We start from the raw sequence: 26,658 nt of genomic DNA, 5'->3' as shown, positions 1-26,658 counted from the left end.
GCGGGGCATCACCATGGCCACCTTGATCACCGACGTCAAAGTCATCGCGACGGCGCCAGAGGGCATCAACCTCCTGGTCGTCAGGATCGAGACCAACCAGCCCGGCCTCTACGGCCTGGGCTGCGCCACCTTTGCCTACCGCCATCTGGCGGTGCAATGCCTGGTGGAGCAATACCTGCGCCCGCTGCTGATCGGCCGCGATGCCAGCCAGATTGAAGAGCTGTGGCAGCTGATGCACCAGAACGCCTACTGGCGCAACGGCCCCATCGAGAACAATGCGATCTCGGGCGTGGACATGGCGCTGTGGGACCTGAAGGGCAAACAGGCCGGCATGCCGCTGTACCAGTTGCTGGGCGGCAAGCTGCGCGAGGGCGTGCCCATCTACCGCCATGCCGATGGGCGCGATCTGGAGGAGCTTTGCGACAACATCCAGAAGTACCGCGAGCAGGGCATCACCCATATCCGCTGTCAAAGCGGTGGTTATGGCGGTGGCGGCTTTGGGGCTGCGCCCGGTACGGCACCGCAAGGCGCAGCGGACGGCATTTACCTCGATGCGCGCAAGTACATGCGCGAGACGCTGAAGATGTTCGACACCCTCCGCAGCCGCATCGGCTTTGAGGTGGAGCTGTGCCACGATGTGCATGAGCGCCTCAAGCCGGCAGACGCGATCCGCTTTGCGCAGGCGCTCGAGCCCTACGAGCTGTTCTTTCTGGAAGACGCGATTGCGCTGGAAGAGGGCGACTGGCTGCGCCAGCTGCGCGGCAAGACCAATGTGCCGCTGGCCCAGGGCGAGCTGTTCAACCACCCGTTTGAATGGCGCGGCATCATCGCCGAGCGGCTGATCGACTTCATCCGCGTGCACCTGAGCCAGGTGGGTGGCATCACCCCGGCGCGCAAGCTGCAGCTGTTTGCCGAGCAGTACGGCGTGCGCACCGCCTGGCACGGGCCGGGCGATATGTCGCCGCTGGCACATGCGGCCAATGTCCATATCGATCTGGCCTCGCGCAATTTTGGCGTGCAGGAATGGTCGGGCACCGAGCCGCCCAATTTTGTGATCCAGGCGCTCAAGGGCCCGCGCGATGCCTTGCTGGCCGTGTTCCCCGGTTTGCCCACGTTCCGCAATGGCTATGTCTACGCCAATGAGCTGCCCGGTCTGGGCGTGGACATTGACGAGCGCGAGGCCGCCAAGTACCCCTGCAGCAGCGCCATCACCACCTGGACGCAGACGCGCCTGAGCGACGGGAGCCTGCAAACCCCCTGATTCCCAGCGTGCCGGGCAAGAGCGCCGGCTTTTTTCGATTCACAACAAAGACGGAGACAGACAGATGAGCACTCACTTCCAATTGCGCCGCATCCTGCTGGCCACCCTGGCGGCATCGGCCATGGGCGCTGGCGCGGCCTATGCCGAGGTCAAGGCACGCATCGGCCATGCGATGCCCGAGAGCCACCCGCAAGCGATGGCGATGAACAAGTTCGCCGAGCTCGCATCGACTTACACCAATGGCAATGTCAAGGTGCAGGCCTACCACAGTGCGGTGCTGGGCAGCGATGAGAAGCAGCTGCAGGCCGTACAAGCGGGCACCCAGGATCTGTACATCGGCACCCTGGCGCCACTGTCCTCGCGGGTCAAGGAAGTGCAGGTCTGGGATCTGCCCTTCATGTTCCGCAACTCGGCCGAAGTCTATGCAGTGCTCGATGGCGCCTCGTCCAAGAAAATTTTCGAGAAGATCGCACCGGCCAACCTGGTGGGTCTGACCTGGACCGGCATGGGTTTCCGCAACCTGTCCAACAGCAAGCACCGCGTGGCCAAACCGGAGGACGTGAGCGGCCTCAAGATCCGCGTGATGACCAACCCGGTCGCGCTGGACACCTGGAAGACCCTGGGCGCCAACGCCACGCCGATGGCCTTTGCCGAGGTGTTCCCAGCGCTGGAGATCAAGGCGCTGGACGGCCAGGAGAACCCGCTGCAGCACATGTGGGCCAACAAGATGCAGGAAGTGCAGAAGTACATCACCATCACCAACCACGTATACACGCCGTCGGCGCTGGTGGCCTCGAAGAAGTTCTGGGACAGCCTCTCGGCCGCCGACAAGGCCGGCGTGCAAAAGGCGGCGACGGAGGCCGGCCTGCTGCAGCGCAAGCTGCTCGATGAAGGCGACAGCCAGGCGATCGACAACTTCAAGAAGGCGGGCGTGACGGTGGACAGCATGCCTGCGGCCGAGCTGGCGCGCATGCAGGACAAGGTCAAGCCAGTGCTGGCCAAGTTCGCACCGCAGATCGGCGATGAGTTCGTCAAGGGCTTCTTTGCCGAAATCGAACAGGCGCGCAAGGCCCAGTAACGGCAGCGGGCCTGCCCGGTGAGGCCGGGCCCGTTTCCCTCGTTTCAACGTTCTGGCAGCGCCCCATCGCGCGGCGCTGCCGGCATCGACCTACAAGCTTCAGGTGGCGGCACGGCACAAGGCCATGCTGCCGGGAAAGGTGTTGCCATGGGCAAGGTACTCAAAATGCTCGCCGACGGGCTGACGCGCGCGCTGGAAATCGTCATGGTGCTGTGCATGCTCGTCATGCTGGTGATGGTGTTCGGCAATGTGATGCTGCGGCTGTTTTTCAATACCGGCATTGATCTGTCGGAAGAGGTGCCGCGCTTTGCCTTTGTGTGGCTGACCTTTCTGGGCGCCATCGTGGGCATGCGCAAGCGCGCCCACCTGGGGGTGGACCTGATGGTGCAGATGATGCCGCTGGCCGGCCGCCGCGTTTGCTGGGGGCTGAGCCAGGCCATCATGCTGCTGTGCTGCATCTACATCGTCTACGGCACCTGGCTGCAGCACGACATCATCGCCGGCAATGCCTCGCCGGTGGCGCAACTGAGCATGATCTGGGTCTATGGCGTGAGCTACTTCACCGGCGCGGCCATCGGCATCATCTGCCTGTCCAACCTGGTGCGCCTGGTGCTGGGCAGGGTAGCGGATGACGAATTGATCGACGTGCAGGAAGAGGGCATGGATGAGGCGCGCGAAGCCGAGCATGCGATGCAGGCGCAGTCCGGACCTCAGGGTGGCCGCGTATGACCATCTTCATTTTCATCTCGTCGTTGCTGGGGCTGATGGCCCTGGGCATGCCCATTGCGTTTGCGCTGATCGGCTGCGGCCTGGCGCTGATGTACTACATGGGCTTTACCGATCCGCAGATCGTCGTGCAGAACATGTGGGATGGCGCCAACAGCTTCCCGCTGCTGGCCGTGCCGTTCTTCATGCTGGCGGGAGAGTTCATGAACGCCGGCGGCATGACGCGCCGCATCATTCAGATGGCCATGTCCTGGATTGGCCATATCCGTGGCGGCCTGGGCTATGTGGCCGTGGGTGCAGCGGTCATCATGGCATCGCTGTCGGGTTCGGCCGTGGCCGATACCGCCGCGCTCGCTGCGGTGCTGGTGCCGATGATGCGCAAGGCCGGCTATGACGTGAACCGCTCCTGCGGCCTGATTGCCAGCGGCGGCATCATTGCGCCGGTGATTCCGCCATCGATCGCGATGATTCTGTACGGCGTGACCGGTGGCGTCTCCATCACCAAGCTGTTCATCGCCGGCATTGTGCCGGGCCTGCTGATGGGGCTGGCGATCTTGCTGGCCTGGCGCTGGTGCATTGGCCGCGACCCGATCGTCACCGAGCCCAAGCGCACGATGGCGGAGCGCCTGAGTGCCACGCGCCAGTCGCTGTGGGCGCTGGTGCTGCCGGTGGTCATCATCGGTGGGCTGAAGTTCGGCTGGTTCACCCCGACCGAGGCTGCCGTCATTGCCGCGATGTACTCGCTGGTCGTGGGCATGTTCGTCTACCGCGAGATCAAGCTGAACCAGCTGTTTGCGCTGATCTACCGGGCCGCTGAGACCACCGCCATCATCATGTTCCTGGTGTCGGCCGCTGGCGTGTCGGCCTGGCTCATCACCACGGCCAATATCCCGCAGCAGCTGGCCGCGCTGGTCGAGCCGCTGATGGACAACAAGATGCTGCTGACCTTTGCGCTGATGGTGCTGGTGCTGCTGGTGGGCACGGCGCTGGATTTCACGCCCACGGTGCTGATCATGACGCCCGTGCTGATGCCGGTGCTCAAGCAGGCAGGCATCGACCCGGTCTACTTCGGTGTGCTGTTCATCATGAACAACGCCATTGGCCTCGTTACGCCCCCGGTGGGCACCGTGCTCAATGTCGTCTGCGGGGTAGCCAAGATACCGATGAGCGGTGCCATCAAGGGCGTGATTCCGTTCATGGTCGCCCAGACGATTGTGATGTTCCTGCTGGTGGTGTTCCCGCAGATCGTCATGTGGCCGCTGGAGATGATGAGCCGCTAGCCCCAGCCGCTACCCCCTAACCCTATCCATTGAAGAGCCCTGGGCGCATGCAAATAACCTGTACCTGCAAGCGCCGGGCTGGGCTTTGCCCAAAAAAACAAGGAGCCGACCATGACACTGATCCAACGCCGAAGCCTCGTTGCAGGCTTTGCCTTCGCCACCCTGGCAGTCTTGGGCCTAGCGCCCGCGCAAGCCCAGGAGGGCAAGCGTGCACGCCTGGGCCATTCCTTTGCCGACTCGCACCCCCGCGCCATCGCAATGAAGCAGTTTGCCGCCGATGTGGCCAAGGCGACCGATGGCAAGGTGCTGATCGATGTGTACAGCAGCGCCACCCTGGGCAGCGAAGACAAGATGCTGATTGCGGTGCAAAGCGGCACGCAGGACCTGTACATGGGCGCGCTCTCGCCCATCGCCGCGCGCAAGAAGGCGCTGCAGATTTTTGATTTTCCGTTTCTGTTTGCCAGCGACGCCGAGGCCGCCCATGTGCTCGATGGCCCCATCGGCCGCCAGATGCTGGACGGCATTGCCGACATGAAGATGCGCGGTCTGGTCTGGGCGGGCGGCGCCTTCCGCAATATGTCCAACAGCAAGCGCCCGCTGGCCTCGCTGGCGGACATGAAGGGCCTGCGCGTGCGCGTGATGCAAAGCCCGATGGCGCTGGCCAGCTTCAATGCGATGGGCATGAACGCCGTGCCGATGGCCTTCTCCGAGGTCTACCCGGCGCTGGAGATCAAGGCGCTGGACGGCTATGAGCACCCGGTGGTCGACATGTATGCCAACAAGATGTACGAGGTGCAGAAGTACCTGACCATCACCAACCATGTCTACACGCCGGTGGCATTGATTGCGTCGGACAAATGGTGGTCGGCCTTGACGCCCGCGCAGCAGCAGGCAGTGCAGCAATCCGCAGAAAAGGCCCGCACCCTGCAGCGCAGCGAAGAGCTGCGCCAGGCCGGCGAGGTGGTCGCCCAGCTCAGGTCGCATGGCATGCAGGTGGGCGAGATGCCGCCGGCCGAGCTGGAGAAGATCCGCGCGGCGGTGCAGCCAGTGATCGGCAAGAACCAGGCGACGGTGGGCCCGGAGTTTGCCCAGTCGTTTTATGCGGCGCTGGCCAGCTACCGCAACAGCAAACGCTGAGATCTTCTCTCATTCAAGCCAACGAGGAACTTTTGACATGGAAGCGCTTGTAATCCACGCACCCGGCGATCTGCGGGTCCAATCCGTCCCCACGCCTGCGCCCGGGCCTGGCCAATTGCAGGTGCGGGTGCGCTGCGGCGGCATCTGCGGCTCTGACCTGCACTACTACCAGCACGGCGGTTTTGGCACCGTTCGCATCCAGGAGCCGATGGTGCTGGGCCATGAGGTCTCGGGCGTCATCGAAGCGGTGGGTGCTGGTGTGACGGGCTTCGCTGCGGGCCAGCGCATTGCAGTCAGCCCCAGCTGGCCTTGCGGCGAGTGCCGCTTTTGCCAGATGGGCCTGCACAACCACTGCCTGGACATGCGCTACTACGGCAGCGCCATGCGCACCCCCCATGTGCAAGGGGCGTTCCGCCAGCAGATCGTCATCGAGGCGCACCAGGCCCATCTGCTCGCCCCCCAGGTGAGCGATGCCGAGGGCGCGATGGCCGAGCCGCTGGCGGTGGCCCTGCATGGTGTGCAGCGGGCGGGGCCCTTGCTGGGCCGCAAGGTGCTGGTGACCGGATCCGGGCCGATTGGCGCACTGGCCATCATTGCGGCACGCCGCGCAGGGGCCGAGCACATTGTCGCCACCGACATGAGCGCGCACCCGTTGGCCAAGGCCTTGCAGGTGGGCGCCGATGAGGTCGTGCACGTGGGCGAATCGCCCGATGGCCTGGCGCGTTACGCGGCCGACAAGGGCCAGTTTGATGTGCTGTTCGAGGCCAGCGGCAACCCGCACGCGTTGCGCGGGGCCTTCGATGTGCTGCGCCCGCGCGCCACCATCGTGCAACTGGGCCTGGCCGGTGCCGAGATGAGCTTGCCGATCAACACGCTGGTGGCCAAGGAGTTCGACTGGCGTGGCTCCTTCCGCTTCCATCAGGAGTTCGCCACTGCCGTGGCGCTGCTCAACAAGGGCCTGGTCGATGTGAAGCCACTGATATCGGCCACCTTGTCCTACCGCGATTCAGCCCGCGCTTTTGCGCTGGCGGCCGACCGCTCGCAGGCGATGAAGGTGCTGCTGGACTTCGAATGAATCGCCTCCGCAACCGCTGATCCCGACCCATTCTTTCTCTGTTCTTCCCATGAAAATCGTCAAGCTCACCACCTTTATCGTGCCACCGCGCTGGTGCTTTCTCAAGATCGAAACCGACGAGGGCATCGTCGGCTGGGGCGAGCCGGTGGTGGAGGGCCGCGCCCACACCGTAGCCGCAGCGGTCGAGGAGCTTTCCGACTACCTGGTGGGCCGCGACCCGCGCAATGTGCAGGACCTGTGGAATGTGATGTACCGCGCCGGCTTCTACCGGGGCGGCCCGGTGATGATGAGCGCCATCGCCGGCGTCGATCAGGCGCTGTGGGACATCAAGGGCAAGGCGCTGGGTGTGCCCGTGCATGAGTTGCTGGGCGGCAAGGTGCGTGACCGCATCCGCGTCTACTCCTGGATTGGTGGTGACCGCCCGGCGGACACGGCGGCCCAGGCGCAAGCGGCGGTGGCGCGCGGCTTTACCGCCGTGAAGATGAACGGCACCGAAGAGATGCAGTACATCGACAGCCACGCCAAGGTGGAGCAGGCCGTCGCCAATGTGGCGATGATCCGCGAATCGGTGGGCAAGCACATCGGCATTGGTGTGGACTTCCACGGCCGGGTGCACAAGCCCATGGCCAAGGTGCTGATGCGCGAGCTGCGCGATTTCAACCTGATGTTCATCGAGGAGCCGGTACTCAGCGAGCACCTGGAGGTAATCCCCGAGCTGGCCGCCATCGGCGCTGCACCCATCGCGTTGGGTGAGCGCCTCTACTCGCGCTGGGATTTCAAGCGCGTGTTTGCGCAGGGCGGTGTCGACATCATCCAGCCCGACCCCTCGCATGCTGGCGGCATCACCGAGACCTGCAAGATCGCCGCGATGGCCGAGGCCTACGATGTGGCGGTGGCCCTGCATTGCCCGCTGGGCCCGATTGCACTGGCCGCGAACCTGCAGATCGATGCGGTCTGCTACAACGCCTTCATCCAGGAGCAAAGCCTGGGCATCCACTACAACCAGGGCAATGACCTGCTCGACTATGTGCACAACCGCGATGCCTTTGACTACCAGGACGGCTATGTGGCGATGCCCGGCGGCCCCGGCCTGGGCATCGAGGTGAACGAGGCCTATGTGGTGGAACGCGCCAACGAAGGCCACCGCTGGCGCAACCCGGTCTGGCGCCATGCGGATGGCAGCGTGGCGGAGTGGTGATGTGGCACAAGGCCCGCACCATTGGGTGACCTAGACGACGCTGAGCGCGACAGTGCTCTCTGGAACACCTGCACCCCACGCGAGCAAGTGGGGTGCAGGTGTTTTGTTATTCGGCCAGTCATCAGGCGCTAATTCGTCGTTAAGAACAGACAGCTGTCGCTCATAATTTATGTAAATATTTAATTTCATAAATTGGAAGCAAAAGAAAAATCAATAGAAATAGTTGAATGTTGAACGGCGTCAAAGCTGCATTGGGTTGCGACTCAGCGCACGCTGCATAAGAGGGCTATCTGCTGCCGCCCTGCCAGCCCTGGCGAGAGCTGGCAGGGCGGCGATGTTGCTTTTTTCGAAGGTCTTGGTTGTAACTCTTTCCTCATCTCCGGCGGGTTATTGTTAAATGTTTTTATTCTTTTGAAATTGATAGTTCGATAGCTAAATAACATCAAAGGTTAGAATTTGCGGCCGGTGTGTATTGCCACACCGCTACCCAGCAAATATCAACCAGTGGAGCAGGCGTGAGGATTGAGTTTTCCATTCAAGCCCATTCAGCCGTCGGGCGCGGGCTTCGCACGCCATGCCAATGGGGGACTTGGGCAGCGGCCCAGCCATCGGCACCGCTGGGGGAACTGGATCTCGATGTCTCCTCTATTCCCGCAATGGCACGCCGCAGACTCGGGTCGTTGGCCAAGATGGCGGTCGTGGTGGCAGACGATGTGCTGGCGCAGACATCGATGGCCGATATCCCCATGGTCTGGGTGTCCCGCTACGGTGACAGCGACAAATCCTTGCGGCTGCTGCGCGCCCAGGCCGGCGCACAACCCCTTTCTCCTACCGCATTTGCGCTGTCCGTGCACAACGGCGTTGCGGCGCAGTATTCAATTCTGCGGGGCATGGTTTCCAATGCCATCTGTATAGCGGCGTCCTCCGCTGGCCCCGAGGCCGGCCTCGTCGAGGCCATCGGCCTGCTGCACGAGGGTGCTTCTGCGGTGGTGCTGGTCTGCTATGACGAGGGCCTGCCGGGCGAGTACGCGCGTTTTGGCGATGCCGTTGCTGCCGAATTCGCGTGGGCCTTGGTGGTCAGCCTGATCCGGCCTGGTCTGCCAGCCTTTGCGCTGACTGCAGCGGTGGCCCACGGCGAGGCCGATGCAGGTACTGGTCAGGCAGGCCTTCCTCATGGTCTGCAGGTACTGCGTTTTCTACTGGATCCCACGCAAGCCCAATGGACCGGGGCACAAGCCGCGCCGGGCAGGGGCTGGACCTGGGAGCGCATGCATGGCTGAACGTCTCAACCGTTACTGGCGTGTCTTTGCGACGGGCTTTTGTTTTGCCGTCTTTGGCCTGGGCGGGTTGGTGGTCCGCTTGCTGGTCTATCCGCTGCTGCTGGTCTGCAACCGCGATCCGCAACAGCGCAAGAATGCCGCGCAGGCATGGATACACCACAGCTTTCGCTGGTTTGTCGGCCTGATGAATTTTGTGGGCGTGATCTCGTACGAGACCCGCCATCTGGAGCGCCTCAACCGCCAAGGACTGTTGATTCTGGCCAACCACCCCTCGCTGATCGACGTGGTGTTTCTGATCTCCTTCATCCCGAAGGCGGACTGCATTGTGAAGGCCTCGCTGCTGCGCAACCCCTTTACGCGTGGTCCCATTCAGGCGGCAGGTTTCATCTGCAATGGCGGCGGCGCCCAGCTGATCGAGGACTGCACCCGTTCGCTCGATGCCGGCAGCAACCTGATCATTTTCCCGGAAGGCACGCGCACGCCGCTGCAGGGCGCGCCCAAACTGCAGCGTGGCGCGGCGCATGTGGCGGTCAAGGGTGGCGTCGATATCACGCCGGTGTACATCCACACCAGCTTGCCGATGCTGTCCAAGGGCCTTCCCTGGTGGCGGGTGCCGGTGCGCAAGCCGCATTTCACGTTCGAAGTGCGGGAAGACATCGCCATTCAAGAATTCTGCACAGTGGCAGGCAACGAGTCGCTGGCGGCACGCCAGGTGACCGATTACCTGTCCGATTATTTATTCAGAGGACCCTCACGTGCTTCAGCTTGAACAGGAAATCAAGGAACTCATCATCGCATCGCTGGCACTGGAAGACCTGGCACCGCAGGACATCGATTCGGCCGCACCACTGTTTGTGGACGGTCTGGGCCTGGACTCCATCGACGCGCTGGAACTGGGCCTGGCGCTGCAGAAGAAATATGGCCTGAGCATGTCGGCCGACTCCGAGCAGACCCGCCAGCATTTCAGCAGCGTCAACGCCCTGGTGGCTTTTGTCGCTGGGCACCAGGCGCAATAAGCGTCCCTGGCTCCTTCTCATCTATTGATTCATTGGGTACCGCTTTGAAAAAGCAAGAAATTTATGAACATATCGTGCGCATCCTGGACGAGAACTTCAGCATCGAGGCCGCGCGCATCACACCTGAGGCCAGGCTCTATGACGACCTGGATATCGACAGCATCGATGCGGTCGACCTGATCGTGCAGCTCAAGCCCCTGGTGGGTAAGCGCCTGAATGCGGAAGCCTTCAAGTCGGTGCGCACCGTGCAGGACGTCGTGGACGCGCTCTACCTGCTGGTCAACGAGGACCAGCAGGCCGCCTGAGCGCCATGGGCATGCGCAGCGCGCTGAACTGGGCCCTGGTCGGGCTGACCGTGCTCTACCCGCTGGTGGTGTACGCCACCATCGGGCGGGTTGCGCCCCAGTGGCTGGCGCTGTTGATCGTGGTGCTGGCTGTTGGGCGTGCGCTCATCGCCCAGCAGAAGTTTTGGTGGCTCGCGGCAGCAGGCGCCGCCGCGCTGGGCCTGGCTGCCTGGCTGGGCAACGATCCGCTGATGGTCAAGCTCTACCCGGTCTGGGTCAATGCGGTGATGTTGGCGGTATTTGGCTACAGCCTCTTGCACCCGCCTTCGGTGGTCGAGCGCCTGGCGCGGCTGCAGGAGCCCGCATTGCCGGCATCCGGCGTGCGCTACACACGCAAGGTCACCTTGGTGTGGTGCCTGTTCTTTGGGCTCAATGGCGCGGTCGCTGCCATTACCGCACTCTGGGGCAGTGATGCCGTTTGGGCTTTCTATAACGGACTGCTGGCTTACCTCCTGATGGGATGCCTGATGGGCGGCGAGTGGCTGGTGCGGCGCCATGTGCGGCAGCCAGCGCCCGGGATGTGAACGCAATGGGACAAGGGGTGACGCAGTTGAAGCAGGGTGTGGCATTGGCCGACGTGGCCGTGGCGATGGCAGAGCAGGGCGCCCAGCGCCCCGTGGCCATGCGGGTCACACCAAGCGATGCCCAGGCCGTGGCGGGCGGCGAATGGCTGCAGATGGTGCGCTGCTGGTATGCCGCCTTTGCAGAGCTGCCCGGCCAGGAGATCGGCTTTTATTTTGACGATGCGCTGGAATTTTCGGCCGCGCTATGGGGGGCCTGGCATGCAGGCAAGACGCCAGTGCTGCTAAGCGATCTGCAGCCGGCGACCACCGATGCCCTGCTGCCCAGCCTGGCCGGTACTGCAGGGCTGCTGCCCGGCGCCGTGGCATCCGTGGCCGATGCTGCTGGCGATACGCCTTTGCTGGCCTTGGACAGGCATGCCACGCGCTTGGTGCTGTTCACGTCGGGCTCGACCGGCAAGCCCGAGCGCATTGTCAAGCAGCTGGCGCAGCTGGATGCCGAAGTCCAGGCGCTGGAGGCAGCCTTTGGCGCTGCGCAGGGCGGTGGGCCGCTGCAGGTGCTGGCCACCGTTTCGCACCAGCATATCTATGGGCTGCTGTTCCGAGTGCTGTGGCCGCTGTCGGCGGGCCGCATGCTCGGCTCGGCCTTCGCGCGCTACCCCGAAGACCTGCTCGCGCAGTTCCGCCAGGCACCTGCGTGCCTGCTGGTGTCCAGCCCTGCGATGCTGGGCCGGCTGCCGCAGCAGCTGCCCTGGGGCGATGCGCCATCGCGTTTGCGCGCCATTTTTTCCTCAGGCGGGCCCTTGGCTGCCGAGGCCTCGGCCCACTGCCTGGCAGTGCTGGGGCATTCCCCGACGGAGGTGTTTGGCAGCTCGGAGACCGGTGGCATTGCCTGGCGGCGCCGCGCCGATTCAGGCGAGGTATGGCAAGCCTTGCCGGGTGTGGCCGTCGCGCTGGACGCGGACAGCGGTGTGCTCAAGGTGCGCTCACCGCATCTGCCCGATCCTGCAGTGTGGTGGCAGACCGCAGACCGGGCCAAGGCCAGCAGCGATGGGACCAGCTTTGTGCTACGGGGCCGGGTGGACCGGATTGTGAAAATTGCCGAAAAGCGCATTTCTTTGACTGCACTGGAGCTGGCCCTGCAGGCCAGTGACTGGGTGCATGCGGCCCGCGCGGTGCTGATCGAGCGCAGCGACTTGCCGACCCGCGTGGGCATGGTGCTGGCGCTGACGGAAGCGGGCTGGCAGCAGCTGCTTACCCATGGCCGCCAGGCCCTGGCACAGGCCCTGCGTGCCTTGCTTGCTGATCGGGTAGAGCGGGTGGCGCTGCCACGCAGCTGGCGCTATGTCGAGCGCATGCCGATGAATGCGCAGAGCAAGGTTACCCAGCAAAGCCTGCTGGCGCTGTTTGATCCGATGATGCCCGCGCCGCAATGGATCCGCCGCAGCGCCACCGAGGCCTGCGCCCGCCTCCAGGTCCTGGCGGGCTTGCGTGTGCTGGATGGGCATTTTCCGCAGGCCCTGCTGGTTCCCGGCGTGGCCCAGCTGCACTGGGCGGTGACTTTGGCGCAGCAGGCCTTTGCATTAACAGCGGCCTATGGCCGGGGCGAGGTCATCAAGTTCCAGCAGCCGATCTTGCCGGGCGATACCGTCGAGGTCGAGCTCCAGTGGCTGGCGGCCAAGGGCGCGGTCCAGTTCGCCATCCGTTCGGCGCGTGGCATGCATGCCAGCGGCCGGCTGCTGCAGGGCGTTTGAAGCATGCAGCACGCCATCATCACCATCATCCCGGTCTACAACCATCCCGACACGATGGCAGACATGCTGCGCGGTGTCCTGGCCAGCGGGCAGGATTGCATCATGGTGGATGATGGTTCGGAGGCGCGCTGCGCCGCCGTGCTGGATGCGCTGGCCGCCGAACATGCACCCCGGGTGGAGCTGCTGCGCCTGGCGCAGAACCAGGGCAAGGGCGCGGCCATGATCGCCGGCATGCGCCGCGCGCAGCAGCGCGGCTTCACGCATGCGGTGCAGATCGATGCCGATGGCCAGCATGCCACCGCCGACATCGCTGGCTTCGCCGCCCTGTCACGCCAGCATCCCTTGGCCATGGTCTGCGGTGCGCCGGTCTACGACCACAGCGTGCCCAAAGCCAGACTGTATGGCCGCTATGCCACCCATGTCTGGGTCTGGATCAATACCTTGTCCCTGGACATCCGCGACTCCATGTGCGGCTTCCGGGTCTACCCGCTGGCGTCCAGCTTGCGTGCCTGGGACAGCGCCCACATCGGGCGGCGCATGGAGTTTGATACCGAGATCCTCGTGCGCATGCACTGGCAGGGCGTGCCCTTTGTCACGCAGTTCACCCGCGTGACCTACCCGCAAGATGGCCTGTCCCATTTTCGGATGCTGCGTGACAACCTGCTGATCTCCAAGATGCATGCGCGCCTGTTTGCGGGCATGCTGTTGCGCAGCCCGGTGCTGCTGCTGCGCAAGCTGACGCGGCGGAGGGCGGTCTGATGGCAGGCGCATGCAACAAGGCTTCGCAGGCTTGTCCGCAGACGCCACCCACGCATTGGGCCCAGATCGGGGAGAGCAGTTTTGTCGCAGGCATGTGGCTGCTCTACCAGATCCACCGGTTGTTGGGGCGTTGGCCGTTCTTGCTGTGCCTCTACCCGGTCGTCAGCTATTACTGGCTCAGCCGGCCTCTGGCCAGGCAGTCGTCGTTGGACTACCTGCAGCGCATGCAGCAAGCCCATGGCCTGTGGCCGCATTCGCCCGGTTGGCGGGAGAGCCTGCGCCACTTCCGCATGTTTGCGCAGGTCATTCTCGACAAGATGCTGGCCATCTCGGGCCGTTACCCTGCCTCCCGGGTGCAGGTTCTGGGGCAGCAGGCCGTCATGGATTTGATCGCACGTGGCCAGGGGGCCGTGTTCATCACCGCCCATATGGGCTGCATCGAACTGAGCCAGGTGCTGGCCGAGCAGCGCGCGGGCCTGCGGCTGAATGTGCTGGTGCACACCCGCCACGCGCAGCAATTCAACCGCATGCTGGCGCGCCTGTCACCGGGCAGCCAGGTGCGCTTCTTGCAAGTGAAGGAGTTCAACGCAGCCACGGCGATGATGCTGGCCGAGCGCGTCAGCGCCGGGGAGTTCATCGCCATTGCGGGTGACCGGGTGCCGGTGCACGCGGGCAATACCGCACAGGCCCCGTTCCTGGGCGCGCAAGCGGCCTTTCCCACCGGTCCCTATGTGATAGCGGCGCTGCTCAAGTGCCCCTTGCTGCTGATGACCTGCACCCACGCCAGCGACGGCTATGCGCTGCAGATCGAGACCCTGGCCTCGCAGGTGGTGCTGCCCCGCGCTGGCCGCGAGCAAGCGCTGGCCCAGTATGCCGCCCGTTACGCGGCGGCGCTGGAGGCGCGGCTGCGCAGCGCGCCCTGGGACTGGTTCAATTTCTTTCCCTTCTGGGCGCAGGCCAACGCGCCGCAGCCCGTCACCCCTTTGGCACAGGCCCAGAAAAGTAGCTCCCCATGACACAGAACGTTCCACCCACGCTGATCCTCTTTGATGGCAGCCCGCTGCAGATCGAGCAGATCACGGCTATCGCCCAGGGCCAGGCGCGAGTGCAGCTCTCGCCCGATCCCCTGTTCCGCAGCCGCATACAGCGCGGCGCGGATTTTCTCGACCGGCTGTTGCGCGAAGATGGTGTGGTCTATGGCGTCACCACCGGCTATGGCGACTCCTGCACGGTCGAGATTCCGCCAGCGCTGATCCCCGATCTGCCGCACCACCTCTATGCCTACCACGGCTGCGGCATGGGCCGTTTTCTGACCGACGTGGAAACGCGCGCGGTGCTGGCCTGCCGCCTGGCCTCGTTGTGCCAGGGCATGTCAGGCGTCAGCTGGGCGCTGCTGCAGCAGCTTGAGCACCTGATCGAGCACGATATCCTGCCGCGCATTCCTGCCGAAGGCTCGGTGGGTGCCAGTGGCGATCTCACCCCGCTGTCCTATGTGGCAGCGGTGCTCTGCGGTGAGCGTGAGGTGCTGTTCCGGGGCCAGGTTGTGCCCGCCGCGCAGGCCCTGCAAGATACTGGGGCGACACCATTGCGCCTGCGTCCCAAGGAAGGCCTCGCGCTGATGAATGGCACGGCCGTGATGACGGCGCTGGGCTGCCTGGCCTGGCAGCGCGCGGATTATGTCTCGCGCCTGGCTTGCCGCATCACGGCGGCCAATGTGGTTGCCATTGCCGGCAATGCCCACCATTTTGACGAGACGCTGTTTGCCGCCAAACCCCATGCAGGCCAGCAGCGCGCCGCCGCACGCATCCGGGGCGACCTGGTGGTCGAGGCGCAGCTGCGCAACTCCCACCGCCTGCAGGACCGCTACTCGCTGCGTTGCGCACCGCATGTGATCGGCGTGCTCGAAGATGCCTTGCCCTTTTTGCGCCAACTGATCGAGGCAGAGCTCAACTCGGCCAACGACAACCCGCTGATCGAGCCCGATGAGGAGCGGGTGCTGCATGGCGGCCATTTCTATGGCGGCCATATAGCGCTGGCCATGGATACCTTGAAGAACACGGTAGCCAATATTGCCGATCTGCTGGACCGGCAGCTCGCACTGCTGGTGGACACGCGCTACAGCCAGGGCCTGCCATCGAACCTGTCGGGCTCGCAGGGCGCAACGCAGCCGATCAACCATGGCCTCAAGGCGCTGCAGATCAGTGCCTCGGCCTGGACGGCCGAGGCCCTCAAACAGACCATGCCGGCTTCGGTGTTCTCGCGCTCGACCGAGTGCCACAACCAGGACAAAGTGAGCATGGGCACGATTGCCGCGCGCGATGCGCTGCGGGTGCTGGAGCTGACCGAGCAGGTGCTGGCGGCCATGTTGATCGCCGCGCGCCAGGCAGTGCCGTTGCGTGAGCGCATCCAGCCCGATGTCCCGGTGGGTCCCGCCATGCGTGCCTGGATTGCCGACCTGGCCGGCCGCGTGGCGCTGGTCGAGGAAGACCGTGCGCTGGACCGCGATCTGCACCAGCTGCTGAGCGGCATCCGTGCCCAAACCTGGAGCCTGTATGCCGACTGATAGTGAAATGGCTTCGCGCGAGCGCCTGTCCTGCGACATCGAGATCACGCCGGCGTTCTATGACATCGATGTGATGGAGATCGTCTACCACGGCAACTATGTGCGCTTTCTGGACCTGGCCCGCAGCGCTTTGCTGGCCCAGTTCGACTACGACTACCCGCGCATGCGCGATTCGGGCTTTGGCTGGCCGGTGGTGGACATGCGCCTCAAATACGTGCGCCCGGCCGTCTTCGGCCAGCGCCTCAAGATCAAGGCCAGCATCACGGAGTGGGAGAACCGCTTGCGCATCGACTACCTGATCCGCGATGCGCAGACCGGCGAAAAGCTCAATTCGGCCTACACGATCCAGGTGGCCGTCGACATGCAAACGCAGGAGATGCGCTTTGTCTGCCCACCTGTGCTATGGGAACGTCTGGGGGTGGCGCCATGAAGGCCTGGATTCTGTGCATGGCGCTGGCTGCGGGGATCGCCCCGGCTTTCGCCCAAAAGCCCGCTGCGGGCGCGACCGAGCCGGCGGCCCAGGACCTGTTGGCGCAGGTGCGCCAGCAGCTCAAGGATGCGCCCGTGGTGCGCGGCCAGTTCACGCAGGAGAAGACGGTCAAGGGCTTCAAGCAGCCATTGCGTTCTTCGGGCGAGTTCGTGGTGGCCAAGGGCCAGGGCATCGTCTGGCATGTGCGCAAGCCCTTTGCGTCGAGCCTGGTGGTCAAGCCCGACAGCCTGCAATCGCGCCGCGCCGATGGATCCCTGAGCATGCAGATGCGTGCCGAAGACGAGCCGGTGCTGCGCACGGTAAACGCCATGCTGTTTGCCGTCATGTCGGCCGATCTGGTGCAACTGCACCATTTCTTTGAGGTCAGCGGCAAGGCGCAGGCTTCGGGCTGGCAGATGCGCTTGCTGCCGCGCGACCCGATGCTGGCGCAGTGGCTGTCCTCGATCGAGTTGGAAGGCGGGCAGTTTGTGCGTGAAGTGCGCCTGCAGGAAGCCCGGGGCGATAGCAGCCTGATCCGCATCCAGAGGGCCGAGGCCGCGTCCCAGGCCAGCGATGCCGAGCTAGCGCAGTTCCGCTGAAGGATGAAGGTTTGATGACTGCTACCCCACAGACTGCCGCTGACAGCGGCCACCAGGAGCGGCCTGCCGGCCTGCTGTGGCGTGCCGCTGCGCTGCTGTGGCTTTTGCTGGTGCTGGCCGTTGGCGCGCACCAATGGCATTTCTGGAAGCAGGGCCGCATCGACACCGATGTGCTGGCCCTGCTGCCAATCAATGAACGCGCGCCCGATGTGGCGCAGGCCACGCAGCAGCTGGCCGAGCAGCTCCAGCGCCAGGTCGTGGTGCTGTTGGGCACCGAGCAATGGGAGCAGACGCGAGCGGCGGCGCAGACCTTTCGCGCGGTGTTGCGCCAGCACCCTCAAGTGCATCTGCAGGAAGTGGCGATGGCCAAGGATGTGTCACTGCAGTCGGCACTGGGCTTCTACCAGCCCTGGCACACGGCGCTGCTGACGCCTGCGCAGCGTGCCGAGCTGCGCGCGTCCAGCGATGAGGCCCTGGTCCAGCGCGCGCTGCAGGGCCTGTACCAACCTGCCACGCAGGCCCGCCTGACCGACTGGGTGAACGATCCGCTCGGCCTGTGGACGCAGTGGTGGTCGGCCCGCGCTGCACAGAGCCCGGCCCGGCCGAGGGATGCCGAGCTGTGGGTGGCTGCGCAGGGCAAGCAATGGGTGGTGCTGCAGTACACGCTGGATGGCTCGGCCTTCAGCCTCTCGGGGGAGCCGGTGATTGGCTCGGCGATGGACGATGCGCTGGCCCAGGTGCGCCGGCAAGCGCCCGATGCCCAGATGATCATGGCGGGCGTGCCGCTGCATGCCGAGGCTGCTGCCGTGCAGGCCAATGGCGAGATCAATGTCATTGGCTGGGGCTCGCTGGCGGGCGTGCTGCTGCTGGCCTGGATCGCGTTTCGTTCGCTGCGGCCGGTGCTGCTGGTTGGGCTGTCGCTGCTGATTGGCTGCGCGGTGGCGCTGAGCGTGACCGACCTGGTCTTTGGCAAGGTGCATCTGCTCACCCTGGTGTTTGGTGCCAGCCTGGTCGGCGTGGCAGAGGACTACGGCATCCACTACTTTGCTTCGCGCCAGGGTGCACCCGGCCGCGCACCGCATGCGCTGATGCGTGGCCTGCTACCCGCGCTCTGGCTAGCGCTGGGCACCAGCGCCATCGCCTATGTGGCTTTGGGCATGGCAGCCTTCCCCGGCCTGCGCCAAATGGCCTTGTTCTCGGTGGTCGGCCTGGCGGCGGCGATGCTGACGGTGATTTGCTGGTTCCCCTGGCTGGACCGTGGCCAGGTGGCGGGCAATGCGGCTGCGCAGTGGATCGGCAGGACCATGTGGTGGTGGCCGCGCTGGCGATCGGCACTGCCCTGGTCACTGGCGCTGTGCGCGCTGGCGCTGCTGTGGATCACGCAGGGCCATCTGCTGCAGCCGCGCGACGATGTGCGCCAACTGCAGAACAGCTCGCCCCAGCTGCTGCAGCAGCAGATACAGGTCAGCCAGATGCTGGGACTGCCCAGCCCGGCGCAGTTCTACCTGGTCAAGGCAGCAAGCCCTGAGGCCTTGCTGCAGCAGGAAGAGGCACTGAAGGAGCGGCTGGATGCACTGGTCGCGCAGCAGCACATCGCAGGCTACAGCGCCGTCTCGGACTGGGTGCCATCGCAGCAGATGCAGCAGCGCAACGCCCAGCTGGCGCAGCATGCCAACCAGGTGGTGCTGGCTGGTGTGAACGCACAGCTCGGTGAGGCCTTCGAGGCGTCGGCGGCGGTCAGCCCGCAGGAGCCGCTGACGCTGCAAGCCTGGCTGGCACAACCGATATCGGCTGCTGCGCGCCCGCTGTGGCTGGGTGAGCACGATGGAGCCTACCGCAGCATGGTGATGTTGCGCGGAGTGCGTGGCCAGGCAGCCTTGCCGGCGCTGGAGGCCGCTGCCCAAGGCCTGACCGCCGTGACCTGGGTGGACAAGCCGGCGGAGATTTCTGAATTGCTGCAGCGCTACCGCATCTCGATGACCGAGCTGCTGGTGGTGGGCCATCTGCTGGTGCTGGCTGCCCTTTGCCTGCGCTTTGGCCGCAGCGCCTGGCGTGCCTGGCTGCCGACGGTGCTGGCCAGCCTGGCTGTCGTCATCACCATGGCACTGATGGGCGAGCCCTGGCAGCTGTTCAATGTGCTGGCGCTGATGCTGCTACTGGGCGTAGGCATTGACTACGGCATCTATTTACAGGAACACGAGAACGATCCGCAGGCCTGGCTGGCGGTGGTCATCGGCGCTGCCAGCACCTGGCTGTCGTTTGGTCTGCTGGGGCTGTCGCAGACGCCAGCATTGCGCGCCTTTGGCGTGACCTTGATGCTGGGCCTGCCGATGGTGCTGCTGCTGGCGCCGCTGTTCCGTGCGGAAGCCGCGCCGCTGCCTGCGGCTGAGAAAGGATGAACGGCCTATGGGCAAGATAGAGCAAACAGAGATTGTGATCATCGGTGCCGGCCCTTCCGGGGCGGTGGCTGCAGGTCTGCTGCGCAAGCAGGGCCGCCAGGTGCTGGTGATCGAGAAAGAGACTTTTCCGCGCTTTTCCATCGGCGAGAGCCTGCTGCCCCAGAGCATGCAGTACCTCGAGGAAGCAGGCATGCTGCAGGAGGTGGTCGAGGCCGGCTTTCAGCACAAGAATGGCGCTGCCTTTGCGAAGGGGGCGTTGTGCAGCGATTTTGACTTTCGCGACAAGTTCTCGCCGGGCTGGGGCACCACCTACCAGGTGCCGCGCGGGCAGTTTGACAAGCTGCTGGCCGATGCTGCAGAAAAGGCCGGCGCCGAGATCCGCTACGGCCATGCGGTGACGGCTGTAGATGTGGACGCTGAGCGGCCCCTGGTACAGGTGCGCGGCGAAGGCGGTGAGAACTACGCCGTCAGTGCGCGCTATCTGCTCGATGCCAGTGGTTTTGCGCGCACCCTGCCGCGCCTGCTGGGCCTGGAGCGGCCGTCTGATTTTCCGGTGCGTGGGGCCTTGTTCACGCACGTTGAGGACCGCATCGCGCTGGAGGACATGGACCGGCACAAGATCCTCATCACCGTGCATCCCGAGCACCACGGGGTCTGGTTCTGGACCATTCCGTTCTCCGACGGCCGCAGCTCGCAAGGGGTAGTCGCTACGCCGGACTACCTGGCGCGCTACCCAGGCACTGAAGTCGAACGTCTGCGCGCCATTATTGCCGAGGTGCCTACGCTGGCCAAGGTGCTGCGCCAGGCCGTATGGGATACGCCCGGGCGTTCGCTGACGGGCTATGCAGCCAATGTCACCTCGCTGTGGGGCAAGAACTATGCGCTGCTGGGCAATGCGGGTGAGTTTCTCGACCCCGTCTTCTCCAGCGGCGTGACGATCGCGATGAGGTCGGCCAGCCTGGCCGCCCACTGCATCGGCCGTGCCTATCAGGGCGAGACGGTGGATTGGCAGGCGAACTATGCGCTGCCCCTGCAGGCCGGTGTCGACACCTTCCGGGCCTTTGTAGCTGGGTGGTACGAGGGGGGCTTTCAGGATGTGATCTTCCATGACCAGCACGCGCCGGAGATTCGCCGCATGATCGCCTCCATCCTCGCCGGCTATGCCTGGGACCGCAGCAATCCCTATGTGGCCAAGCCCCAGCGTCGCCTGGATGTATTGCGCCAGCTGTGCCAGCAGACCGTGCCGGAGGTGGTGGCATGAAGGCGCTGGGCATGCTGGGCATGGCTCTTTTGCTGGCCGGTTGCGCGCTGCAGCCAGCGCCGCAGCGGGAATCCACGGCCCAAGCAGCCCATGCATCGCCCCGGCTGGCGCTGGCGCTGGCGCCGGCAGCCTTGGGTTGCTCGGCGGCGGTGCAGCAGCGCCTGACGGTGCAGCCCCCGGGCCAGGCTACGAAGGAACTCGAAGCCTTGCTGGAAGTGGATGCGCACAGCATGAAGCTGGCGATCCTGAACTTGGGCCAGATGGTGGGCACGCTGGAATGGAATGGTGTGCAGCTCCAGCCCCAGCTGTCACGCTGGTGGCCGGCGGTGCTGGAGCCCGAGCAGGTGCTCAGCGATGTGCAGCTGGCGTTCTGGCCGCCCCAGGCGATTTCGGCCGCGCTGCCCGAGGGCTGGTCCTTGGCAGTGTCTGCAGCCGGGCGGGTGTTGCAGTACCGGGGCAGCGAGCGGGTGAGGGTACGCGCTGCAGGTGCTAATGCCCTGGAGCTGGTGTACCAGCAGGGCGCCTGGTCGCTGCGTATCGACAGCCCGGGCGGTGCCGATCTGTGCAGCAACGCGGCGGAGGCACCATGACGGCTGCCACGGTCTATCTAAATGCAAGCTCAGCGATCAGCGCGGTCGGTGGCACGCCGGAGGCATTGCGTGCCAACCTGTTTGCGCCGGCCTTGCCGCCGACCTTGACGGCCACCGAGGCCTATTCGCCTGGGCGGACGCTGATGCTGGGCTGCCTGCCGGCGGATGCCGTGCTGCCGGCGCTGGACTTTGCACCGCCTCAGCAGCGGTCGCGCAACAACGCCCTGGCTTGGGCGGCCATGCTGCCACTGCGCCCGCGCATCGATGCGCTGGTGGCGCGTTGCGGACCGCAGCGGGTGGCGCTGATCGTCGGCACCAGCACCGGCGGCCTGGACGAAGGGGCGTTGGCTGCAGACAGCTACCGTTGCACCGGGGCTTTCCCCCCCGGTTTTGACTACGCCGTGCAGGAGCTGGGCAATGTGGCCGCGTTTCTGGCCTCCGCGCTGGGCGTTGCTGGCCCCGCCCATGTGATCTCGACAGCGTGTTCCTCCGGTGCCAAGGCCCTGGCCAGTGGTGCAAGGCTGCTGCGTGCTGGGATGGTGGATGCGGTGATTGCCGGCGGTGTGGATGCGCTCAGCCCGTTCACAGTGGCCGGCTTCAGTGCGCTGGAGGCGGTGTCCGCCCAGCGCTGCAATCCGCTGTCCCTGTACCGGCAAGGCATCAACCTGGGCGAAGCAGCTGCCTTTTTTGTGATGACGCGCGACGCCGGGCCGGTGCGGCTAGCGGGCTGGGGCGAGAGCCAGGATGCGCACCACATGTCTGCGCCTGACCCGAGCGGGCGCGGGGCGCTGTCGGCCATGCAGCAGGCGCTGCAAGGTGCCGGCATGCAGCCAGCCGCGCTCGATTACATCAATCTGCATGGCACGGCCACGCCACACAACGACGCGATGGAAAGCCTGGCGGTGCATGCGCTGGTAGGCGAGGGCTGCGCGGTCAGCTCCACCAAGCCGCTCAGCGGCCACAGCCTGGCTGCCGCAGGTGCGCTGGAGGCCGCCTTTTGCTGGCATGTGCTGCATGACAATCCGCAGGGTCGTTTGCCCGTGCATTGGTGGGATGGTGAGCCCGACCCGGCCCTGCCGGCGCTGCAGGTGGTGGGGCCGCAAACGGCCCTGGGCTGCGCGCCGCAGGCGGTGCTGAGCAACTCCTTTGCCTTTGGCGGCAGCAATTGCGCGCTGCTGTTGGCGGCGGGCTGACCCATGGACGAACCACAAGCAATGACTGAGATGCTGCCCATCGAGAACTATGTACCCCACCGTGGCGCGATGCTGCTGATCGACCGCCTGCTGGCGGCCGACGCAGACGGTGCGACCGCCGAGCTGCAGGTGCCGCGCGACGGTCTCTTTCTGCAGGACGAAGGAATGCCCGCCTGGGTGGGGCTGGAGTACATGGCGCAGACCGTAGCGGCCTGGGCCGGATGGCGTGCGTTGCAGGCCGGTCTGCCTGTGAAACTGGGCTTTTTGCTCGGCACGCGCAAGTTCGAGGCCACGGCACTTTTCTTTGCGCCAGGCACCCGGCTGCAGGTGCAGGCGCAGTGCGAACTGATTGCAGAAAACGGACTGGGCATGTTTGCATGCAGCATCCGTGCGGACGGCCAGGTGTATGCCACGGCCCGCATTTCGGTCTTTGAACCTGAAGACGGCAGTGCCTACGTGCAGGCGCTGCAAACGACTGAGAATTGAATGACAACCCAATCCCTCTCCAAGGGCACCGTGTTGGTGACCGGCTCCAGCCGAGGCATAGGCCGGGCTATAGCGCTGCGACTGGCGCGCGATGGTTTTGACCTGGTCGTGCACTGCCGCAGCGGCCTGGCGCAGGCGCAAGCGGTCGTGCACGATATCGAGGCGCTAGGCCGCACCGCCCGCTTGCTGCAGTTTGACGTGGCCGACCGCAGCGCAGCCAGTGCCGCGCTGGAGGCCGATATGGCAGAGCACGGTGCCTACTACGGCGTGGTCTGCAATGCCGGCATTGCGCGCGATGGTGCCTTTCCGGCGATGACCGGCGAGGACTGGGATGCTGTGGTGCACACCAATCTGGATGCCTTCTACAACGTGCTGCACCCGGTCGTCATGCCGATGGTGCGCAGACGTGCGGCCGGGCGCATCGTCACCTTGGCATCGGTGTCGGCCTTGATGGGCAACCGGGGACAAACCAACTACAGCGCCGCCAAGGCGGGGGTGATCGCGGCCACCAAGTCGCTGGCCATCGAGCTGGCCAAGCGCGACATCACCGTCAACTGCGTGGCTCCCGGGCTGATCGACACCGAGATGGTCAGCGGAGAAGTGCTGGCGCACGCGATGGACATGATCCCCATGCGCCGCATGGGGGCGGTGGATGAGGTCGCTGGGGTGGTGGCCTTTTTGATGGGGCCGGATGCGTCCTATGTGACCCGGCAAGTCATATCAGTCAATGGAGGCATGCTGGGATGAGCAATGACAACCACAGCGCCAAGCGCCGTGTCGTGGTGACGGGCATCGGCGCCCTGAGCCCGCTGGGCCATGATTGGCAGACCGTCCGGCATCAGCTGCACAGCGGACGCAATGCGATCCGCGTGATGCATGAGTGGCAGGACATCGAAGGCCTGAACACCCAGCTGGGCTGTACCGTGCCTGAGTTTGCACTGCCCGCGCACTATAACCGCAAGACCTTGCGCAGTATGGGCCGGGTGGCGCTGATGGCCACCCGCGCAAGCGAGCTGGCACTCGAGAATGCCGGTCTACTGGGCCACCCGCTGCTCAGGAGCGGGAGTATGGGCGTGGCCTATGGTTCCTCGGCGGGCACGCCAGCGGCCATTGGTGATTTTGGCCGCATGATCATGGACCGCACTACCGAGGGCATCAACGCCAATACCTACATCAAGATGATGTCGCACACGGCTGCGGTCAACATCGGCGTGTTCTTTGGCTTGACGGGCCGGGTGATCACCACCTCCAGCGCCTGCACCTCCGCCAGCCAGGGTATTGGCTATGCGTTCGAGGCGATCCAGAGCGGCAAACAATTGGCCATGCTGGCCGGCGGCGCCGAGGAGCTTGATGCCACGCAAGCGGCGGTCTTTGACACGTTGTTTGCCACCAGCGTGAAGAACGACACGCCCGGGCTGACGCCACGGCCCTTTGATGCCGGGCGCGATGGCCTGGTGCTGGGAGAGGGCGCCTGCACCTTTGTGCTGGAGGAGCTGGCGCATGCGACAGCGCGGGGAGCGCCCATCATCGCCGAGCTGATTGGCTTTGGCACCAACTGCGACGGCACGCATGTGACCCATCCCAACCCGGCCACGATGGCGCAGGCCATGCGGCTGGCACTGCAGGATGCGGAACTGACGCCCCCAGACATCGGCTATGTGAATGCGCACGGCACCGCCACCGAACAGGGCGATATCGCCGAGTCGGCCGCGACCTTCGATGTCTTTGGCGACCGGGTGCCGGTGAGCACGCTCAAGGGCTTCATGGGCCATACCTTGGGCGCCTGCGGCTCACTGGAGGCCTGGATGACCCTGGAGATGATGCACGAGGGCCTGTTTGCCCAGAACGCGAACCTCGACCGGGTGGACGAGCGCTGCGCTGCACTCGACTACATCACCGGCCAGCCCCGGGCCATCGGTACCGATGTGGTGATGAGCAACAACTTTGCCTTTGGTGGCATCAATACCTCGCTGATCTTCAGGCGCTGGATGCCCTGAGTTCGTCCTCTACCCATCCACAACTCGGAAATGAGAAAAACATGAACCTCTTAAAAACCTCCAGCTGCATTCTGGCCTTGGCACTGTGCTCCGGCGCTGCCATGGCGCGCCAGGCAGTTTTGATTGACCACCCAAAGATTCTCTTGCTGGCCGATGGCCCGCCGCTGACCGAACAACAGGTACGCGCCAGAATCATCAATGCCGCGCAGAACATTGGCTGGCAAGCCACCAAGGATGATCCTGGCCATATGGAGCTGATGTATGACAAGGCCGGCCAGTACCAGGCATACATCGAGGTGAACTACGACGCAGCGGGCTTTGACATCAACTATTTGCGTAGCAACAACCTGAACTATGAGGAGCGCGACGGCCAGCGCAGGATCCACCCGGGCTACAACCGCTGGATCAAGAACCTGAACAAGCAGATCAGCGCGCCCGTGGCGCCCGTACCCGCTGCACCAGGAGCTGAACAATGAACGCCCTGGAATTTGCCTGCGCGCTGCTGCTGGCCTGTGGCAGCCTGGGCGCTGCCCATGCGCGCGATACCCGTTTGCTGGTACCGCTGGAGGAAGTCATCCAGATGGGTCTGGCCGATGGCAAGCTCGATGGCAGTGTCACCTTCCACCTGTCTGGCGCTGCGGCCCCGGCCGTCAAGGAAGCGCTGGGCGATGATGTCTCCAACAAAAAAACCAATGGCGTCGGCAAGGACGACCTGACCGCCTGCCGCTGGGCTGCGCTGTCGGCGCTGATGGCTTTCCAGGCGTCTGCCAAGAAACGGGGAGCCGACGCGGTGGTGGATATGCACAGCGTGTACAAGGGCAACACCGTCAAGGACCCCGTCAACTTTGAATGCCATGCGGGCAACATTGTTGTGGGTGTGGCCCTCAAGGGCAGCTACGCCAAGACGCGTTAAAGCGGGAATGCTTCTGTGTCCCATCGGCTGCTGCTGGTCTCACAGGCCTCGTTGGAGGGCGCGGTGCAGGCCAGTGCACCGCCGCAGTGGTTGAGCGCCTCGGAGCAGGCGCGCCTGGCGCAGATGGCGGCACCGGCGCGCCGCGCCGAGTTCATCGCCTGCCGCTATGCGCTGCGGTTGCTGCTCGCGGGCGACCAGGAACGGTTTGCCGAATGGTCGCTGGAGGCGCCGGCCGGGCAGCCGCCGCGTCTTTCAGCAAGCACAGGCGCGGGCTTGCATTTGTCACTGTCCCACAGCCATGGCTGGATCGCCTGCGCGCTGGCGCCTGAGCCGGTCGGCATCGATATGGAGCTGATCACCCGCAGGCCGGCCAGCGCCATCGCTGACCTGGCCCAGCTGGCCTGCACACCGAACCAGCGCAAGGAGTTGGCGCAGATCGCCAGCCTTGAACAGTGCCAGCAGCGCTTTGTGCAGCTCTGGAGCCTGAAGGAGGCCTGGTTCAAGCTGCGCGGGACGGGGGTGGACTTTGCCATGCTGCCGCGCCTGGTCTGCCAGCCAGCCCCCGCTGCAGCCGTGCAAGGCGCTGTGGACGGTGCCCATGCCTGGGCATGGGTGACAGCGACGCCTGCTGGCCAAGCGGCAATAGTGTCGGTATGCACCCGCAGTCCCGTCGCGCACTGGGCGCTGCATGCGCAGTCCCATCTGCCGCTGCCTGCAGCCCAGCGCTTTTGCATCGGCTTGTTGGGCTCAGTCTGAGGT

At 64.9% G+C, this 26,658-nt stretch carries 28 protein-coding genes; all 28 read left to right on the top strand.

The annotated features are described in order from the left end of the window. Window positions 1-13: 13 nt before the first annotated feature. The 28 genes from AB7A72_RS07325 to AB7A72_RS07190 all read left to right on the top strand — a co-directional run bounded on the left by AB7A72_RS07325 (window position 14) and on the right by AB7A72_RS07190 (window position 26,655). Window positions 14-1,261, top strand: coding sequence for an enolase C-terminal domain-like protein (locus tag AB7A72_RS07325; protein ID WP_369459485.1), 1,248 nt, complete (start codon window positions 14-16; stop codon window positions 1,259-1,261). Between the two features lie 64 nt (window positions 1,262-1,325). Further along, a complete protein-coding gene (locus AB7A72_RS07320; RefSeq protein WP_312834513.1) occupies window positions 1,326-2,339 on the top strand; it encodes a TRAP transporter substrate-binding protein in 1,014 nt (337 codons plus the stop codon). Window positions 2,340-2,486: 147 nt separating this feature from the next. Then, window positions 2,487-3,068 (top strand): TRAP transporter small permease, encoded by a 582-nt coding sequence (locus AB7A72_RS07315; RefSeq protein WP_369459484.1) that lies wholly within the window; start codon window positions 2,487-2,489, stop codon window positions 3,066-3,068. Further along, window positions 3,065-4,345, top strand: a complete 1,281-nt coding sequence (locus AB7A72_RS07310; protein ID WP_369459483.1) for a TRAP transporter large permease — start codon at window positions 3,065-3,067, stop codon at window positions 4,343-4,345. Before AB7A72_RS07315 ends, AB7A72_RS07310 begins: the two co-directional genes overlap by 4 nt. Before the next feature lie 111 nt (window positions 4,346-4,456). Next, window positions 4,457-5,482, top strand: a complete 1,026-nt coding sequence (locus AB7A72_RS07305; protein WP_369459482.1) for a DctP family TRAP transporter solute-binding subunit — start codon at window positions 4,457-4,459, stop codon at window positions 5,480-5,482. Window positions 5,483-5,519: 37 nt separating this feature from the next. Then, window positions 5,520-6,557 (top strand): L-idonate 5-dehydrogenase, encoded by a 1,038-nt coding sequence (locus AB7A72_RS07300; protein ID WP_369459481.1) that lies wholly within the window; start codon window positions 5,520-5,522, stop codon window positions 6,555-6,557. A 49-nt stretch (window positions 6,558-6,606) separates the two neighbouring features. Next, the gene (gene dgoD, locus AB7A72_RS07295; RefSeq protein ID WP_369459480.1) at window positions 6,607-7,755 is read left to right on the top strand and encodes a galactonate dehydratase; all 1,149 of its coding nucleotides are present in this window, start codon (window positions 6,607-6,609) and stop codon (window positions 7,753-7,755) included. 467 nt (window positions 7,756-8,222) lie between these two features. Beyond that, window positions 8,223-9,035 carry a beta-ketoacyl synthase chain length factor gene (locus tag AB7A72_RS07290; RefSeq protein ID WP_369459479.1) on the top strand — a complete coding sequence of 271 codons (813 nt, stop codon included), beginning with the start codon at window positions 8,223-8,225 and terminating at the stop codon, window positions 9,033-9,035. Further along, complete coding sequence (locus AB7A72_RS07285; protein ID WP_369459478.1) at window positions 9,028-9,804, top strand: lysophospholipid acyltransferase family protein; 777 nt, start codon at window positions 9,028-9,030, stop codon at window positions 9,802-9,804. Before AB7A72_RS07290 ends, AB7A72_RS07285 begins: the two co-directional genes overlap by 8 nt. Continuing rightward, window positions 9,791-10,051, top strand: a complete 261-nt coding sequence (locus AB7A72_RS07280) for a phosphopantetheine-binding protein (RefSeq protein WP_133858483.1) — start codon at window positions 9,791-9,793, stop codon at window positions 10,049-10,051. Before AB7A72_RS07285 ends, AB7A72_RS07280 begins: the two co-directional genes overlap by 14 nt. 44 nt (window positions 10,052-10,095) lie before the next feature. After that, the gene (locus AB7A72_RS07275) at window positions 10,096-10,356 is read left to right on the top strand and encodes an acyl carrier protein (protein WP_312408887.1); all 261 of its coding nucleotides are present in this window, start codon (window positions 10,096-10,098) and stop codon (window positions 10,354-10,356) included. A 5-nt stretch (window positions 10,357-10,361) separates the two neighbouring features. After that, window positions 10,362-10,919, top strand: coding sequence for a COG4648 family protein (locus AB7A72_RS07270; RefSeq protein ID WP_369459477.1), 558 nt, complete (start codon window positions 10,362-10,364; stop codon window positions 10,917-10,919). A gap of 17 nt (window positions 10,920-10,936) precedes the next feature. Continuing rightward, entirely contained in the window at window positions 10,937-12,670 is a 1,734-nt protein-coding gene (locus tag AB7A72_RS07265; RefSeq protein WP_369459476.1) for an AMP-binding protein, read from the top strand. A 3-nt stretch (window positions 12,671-12,673) separates the two neighbouring features. Continuing rightward, window positions 12,674-13,429 (top strand): glycosyltransferase family 2 protein, encoded by a 756-nt coding sequence (locus AB7A72_RS07260; protein WP_313336196.1) that lies wholly within the window; start codon window positions 12,674-12,676, stop codon window positions 13,427-13,429. Then, the gene (locus tag AB7A72_RS07255; protein ID WP_369459475.1) at window positions 13,429-14,445 is read left to right on the top strand and encodes an LpxL/LpxP family acyltransferase; all 1,017 of its coding nucleotides are present in this window, start codon (window positions 13,429-13,431) and stop codon (window positions 14,443-14,445) included. The genes AB7A72_RS07260 and AB7A72_RS07255 overlap by 1 nt, the downstream gene beginning before the upstream one ends. Then, the gene (locus AB7A72_RS07250) at window positions 14,442-15,992 is read left to right on the top strand and encodes an HAL/PAL/TAL family ammonia-lyase (protein ID WP_369459474.1); all 1,551 of its coding nucleotides are present in this window, start codon (window positions 14,442-14,444) and stop codon (window positions 15,990-15,992) included. Before AB7A72_RS07255 ends, AB7A72_RS07250 begins: the two co-directional genes overlap by 4 nt. Further along, window positions 15,982-16,422, top strand: a complete 441-nt coding sequence (locus AB7A72_RS07245) for an acyl-CoA thioesterase (RefSeq protein ID WP_369459473.1) — start codon at window positions 15,982-15,984, stop codon at window positions 16,420-16,422. The genes AB7A72_RS07250 and AB7A72_RS07245 overlap by 11 nt, the downstream gene beginning before the upstream one ends. Continuing rightward, the gene (locus AB7A72_RS07240; RefSeq protein ID WP_369459472.1) at window positions 16,419-17,060 is read left to right on the top strand and encodes an outer membrane lipoprotein carrier protein LolA; all 642 of its coding nucleotides are present in this window, start codon (window positions 16,419-16,421) and stop codon (window positions 17,058-17,060) included. Before AB7A72_RS07245 ends, AB7A72_RS07240 begins: the two co-directional genes overlap by 4 nt. A 14-nt stretch (window positions 17,061-17,074) precedes the next feature. Next, window positions 17,075-19,459 (top strand): MMPL family transporter, encoded by a 2,385-nt coding sequence (locus AB7A72_RS07235; protein WP_369459471.1) that lies wholly within the window; start codon window positions 17,075-17,077, stop codon window positions 19,457-19,459. A 7-nt stretch (window positions 19,460-19,466) separates the two neighbouring features. Continuing rightward, window positions 19,467-20,720, top strand: coding sequence for an NAD(P)/FAD-dependent oxidoreductase (locus AB7A72_RS07230; protein WP_369459470.1), 1,254 nt, complete (start codon window positions 19,467-19,469; stop codon window positions 20,718-20,720). After that, entirely contained in the window at window positions 20,687-21,310 is a 624-nt protein-coding gene (locus AB7A72_RS07225; protein ID WP_369459469.1) for a DUF3261 domain-containing protein, read from the top strand. Before AB7A72_RS07230 ends, AB7A72_RS07225 begins: the two co-directional genes overlap by 34 nt. Then, entirely contained in the window at window positions 21,307-22,503 is a 1,197-nt protein-coding gene (locus AB7A72_RS07220) for a beta-ketoacyl-ACP synthase (RefSeq protein ID WP_369459468.1), read from the top strand. Before AB7A72_RS07225 ends, AB7A72_RS07220 begins: the two co-directional genes overlap by 4 nt. A 21-nt stretch (window positions 22,504-22,524) precedes the next feature. After that, window positions 22,525-22,989 carry a hotdog family protein gene (locus AB7A72_RS07215; protein WP_313336404.1) on the top strand — a complete coding sequence of 155 codons (465 nt, stop codon included), beginning with the start codon at window positions 22,525-22,527 and terminating at the stop codon, window positions 22,987-22,989. Further along, a complete protein-coding gene (locus tag AB7A72_RS07210; protein ID WP_369459467.1) occupies window positions 22,990-23,736 on the top strand; it encodes a 3-ketoacyl-ACP reductase FabG2 in 747 nt (248 codons plus the stop codon). Beyond that, complete coding sequence (locus AB7A72_RS07205; RefSeq protein ID WP_369459465.1) at window positions 23,733-24,986, top strand: beta-ketoacyl-ACP synthase; 1,254 nt, start codon at window positions 23,733-23,735, stop codon at window positions 24,984-24,986. The genes AB7A72_RS07210 and AB7A72_RS07205 overlap by 4 nt, the downstream gene beginning before the upstream one ends. A gap of 41 nt (window positions 24,987-25,027) precedes the next feature. Beyond that, window positions 25,028-25,462, top strand: coding sequence for a hypothetical protein (locus AB7A72_RS07200; protein ID WP_313336413.1), 435 nt, complete (start codon window positions 25,028-25,030; stop codon window positions 25,460-25,462). Next, window positions 25,459-25,899 carry an excinuclease ATPase subunit gene (locus AB7A72_RS07195; protein WP_369459464.1) on the top strand — a complete coding sequence of 147 codons (441 nt, stop codon included), beginning with the start codon at window positions 25,459-25,461 and terminating at the stop codon, window positions 25,897-25,899. The genes AB7A72_RS07200 and AB7A72_RS07195 overlap by 4 nt, the downstream gene beginning before the upstream one ends. Window positions 25,900-25,914: 15 nt before the next feature. Then, a complete protein-coding gene (locus tag AB7A72_RS07190; RefSeq protein WP_369459463.1) occupies window positions 25,915-26,655 on the top strand; it encodes a 4'-phosphopantetheinyl transferase family protein in 741 nt (246 codons plus the stop codon). The last annotated feature ends 3 nt before the right edge of the window (window positions 26,656-26,658 follow it).

It is taken from the genome of Comamonas sediminis, from assembly GCF_041107495.1.
Classification (GTDB): domain Bacteria; phylum Pseudomonadota; class Gammaproteobacteria; order Burkholderiales; family Burkholderiaceae_C; genus Comamonas; species Comamonas sediminis.
Note: the sequence above shows the minus strand (reverse complement) of the source record. Positions and strands in the feature narration are given on the sequence as shown.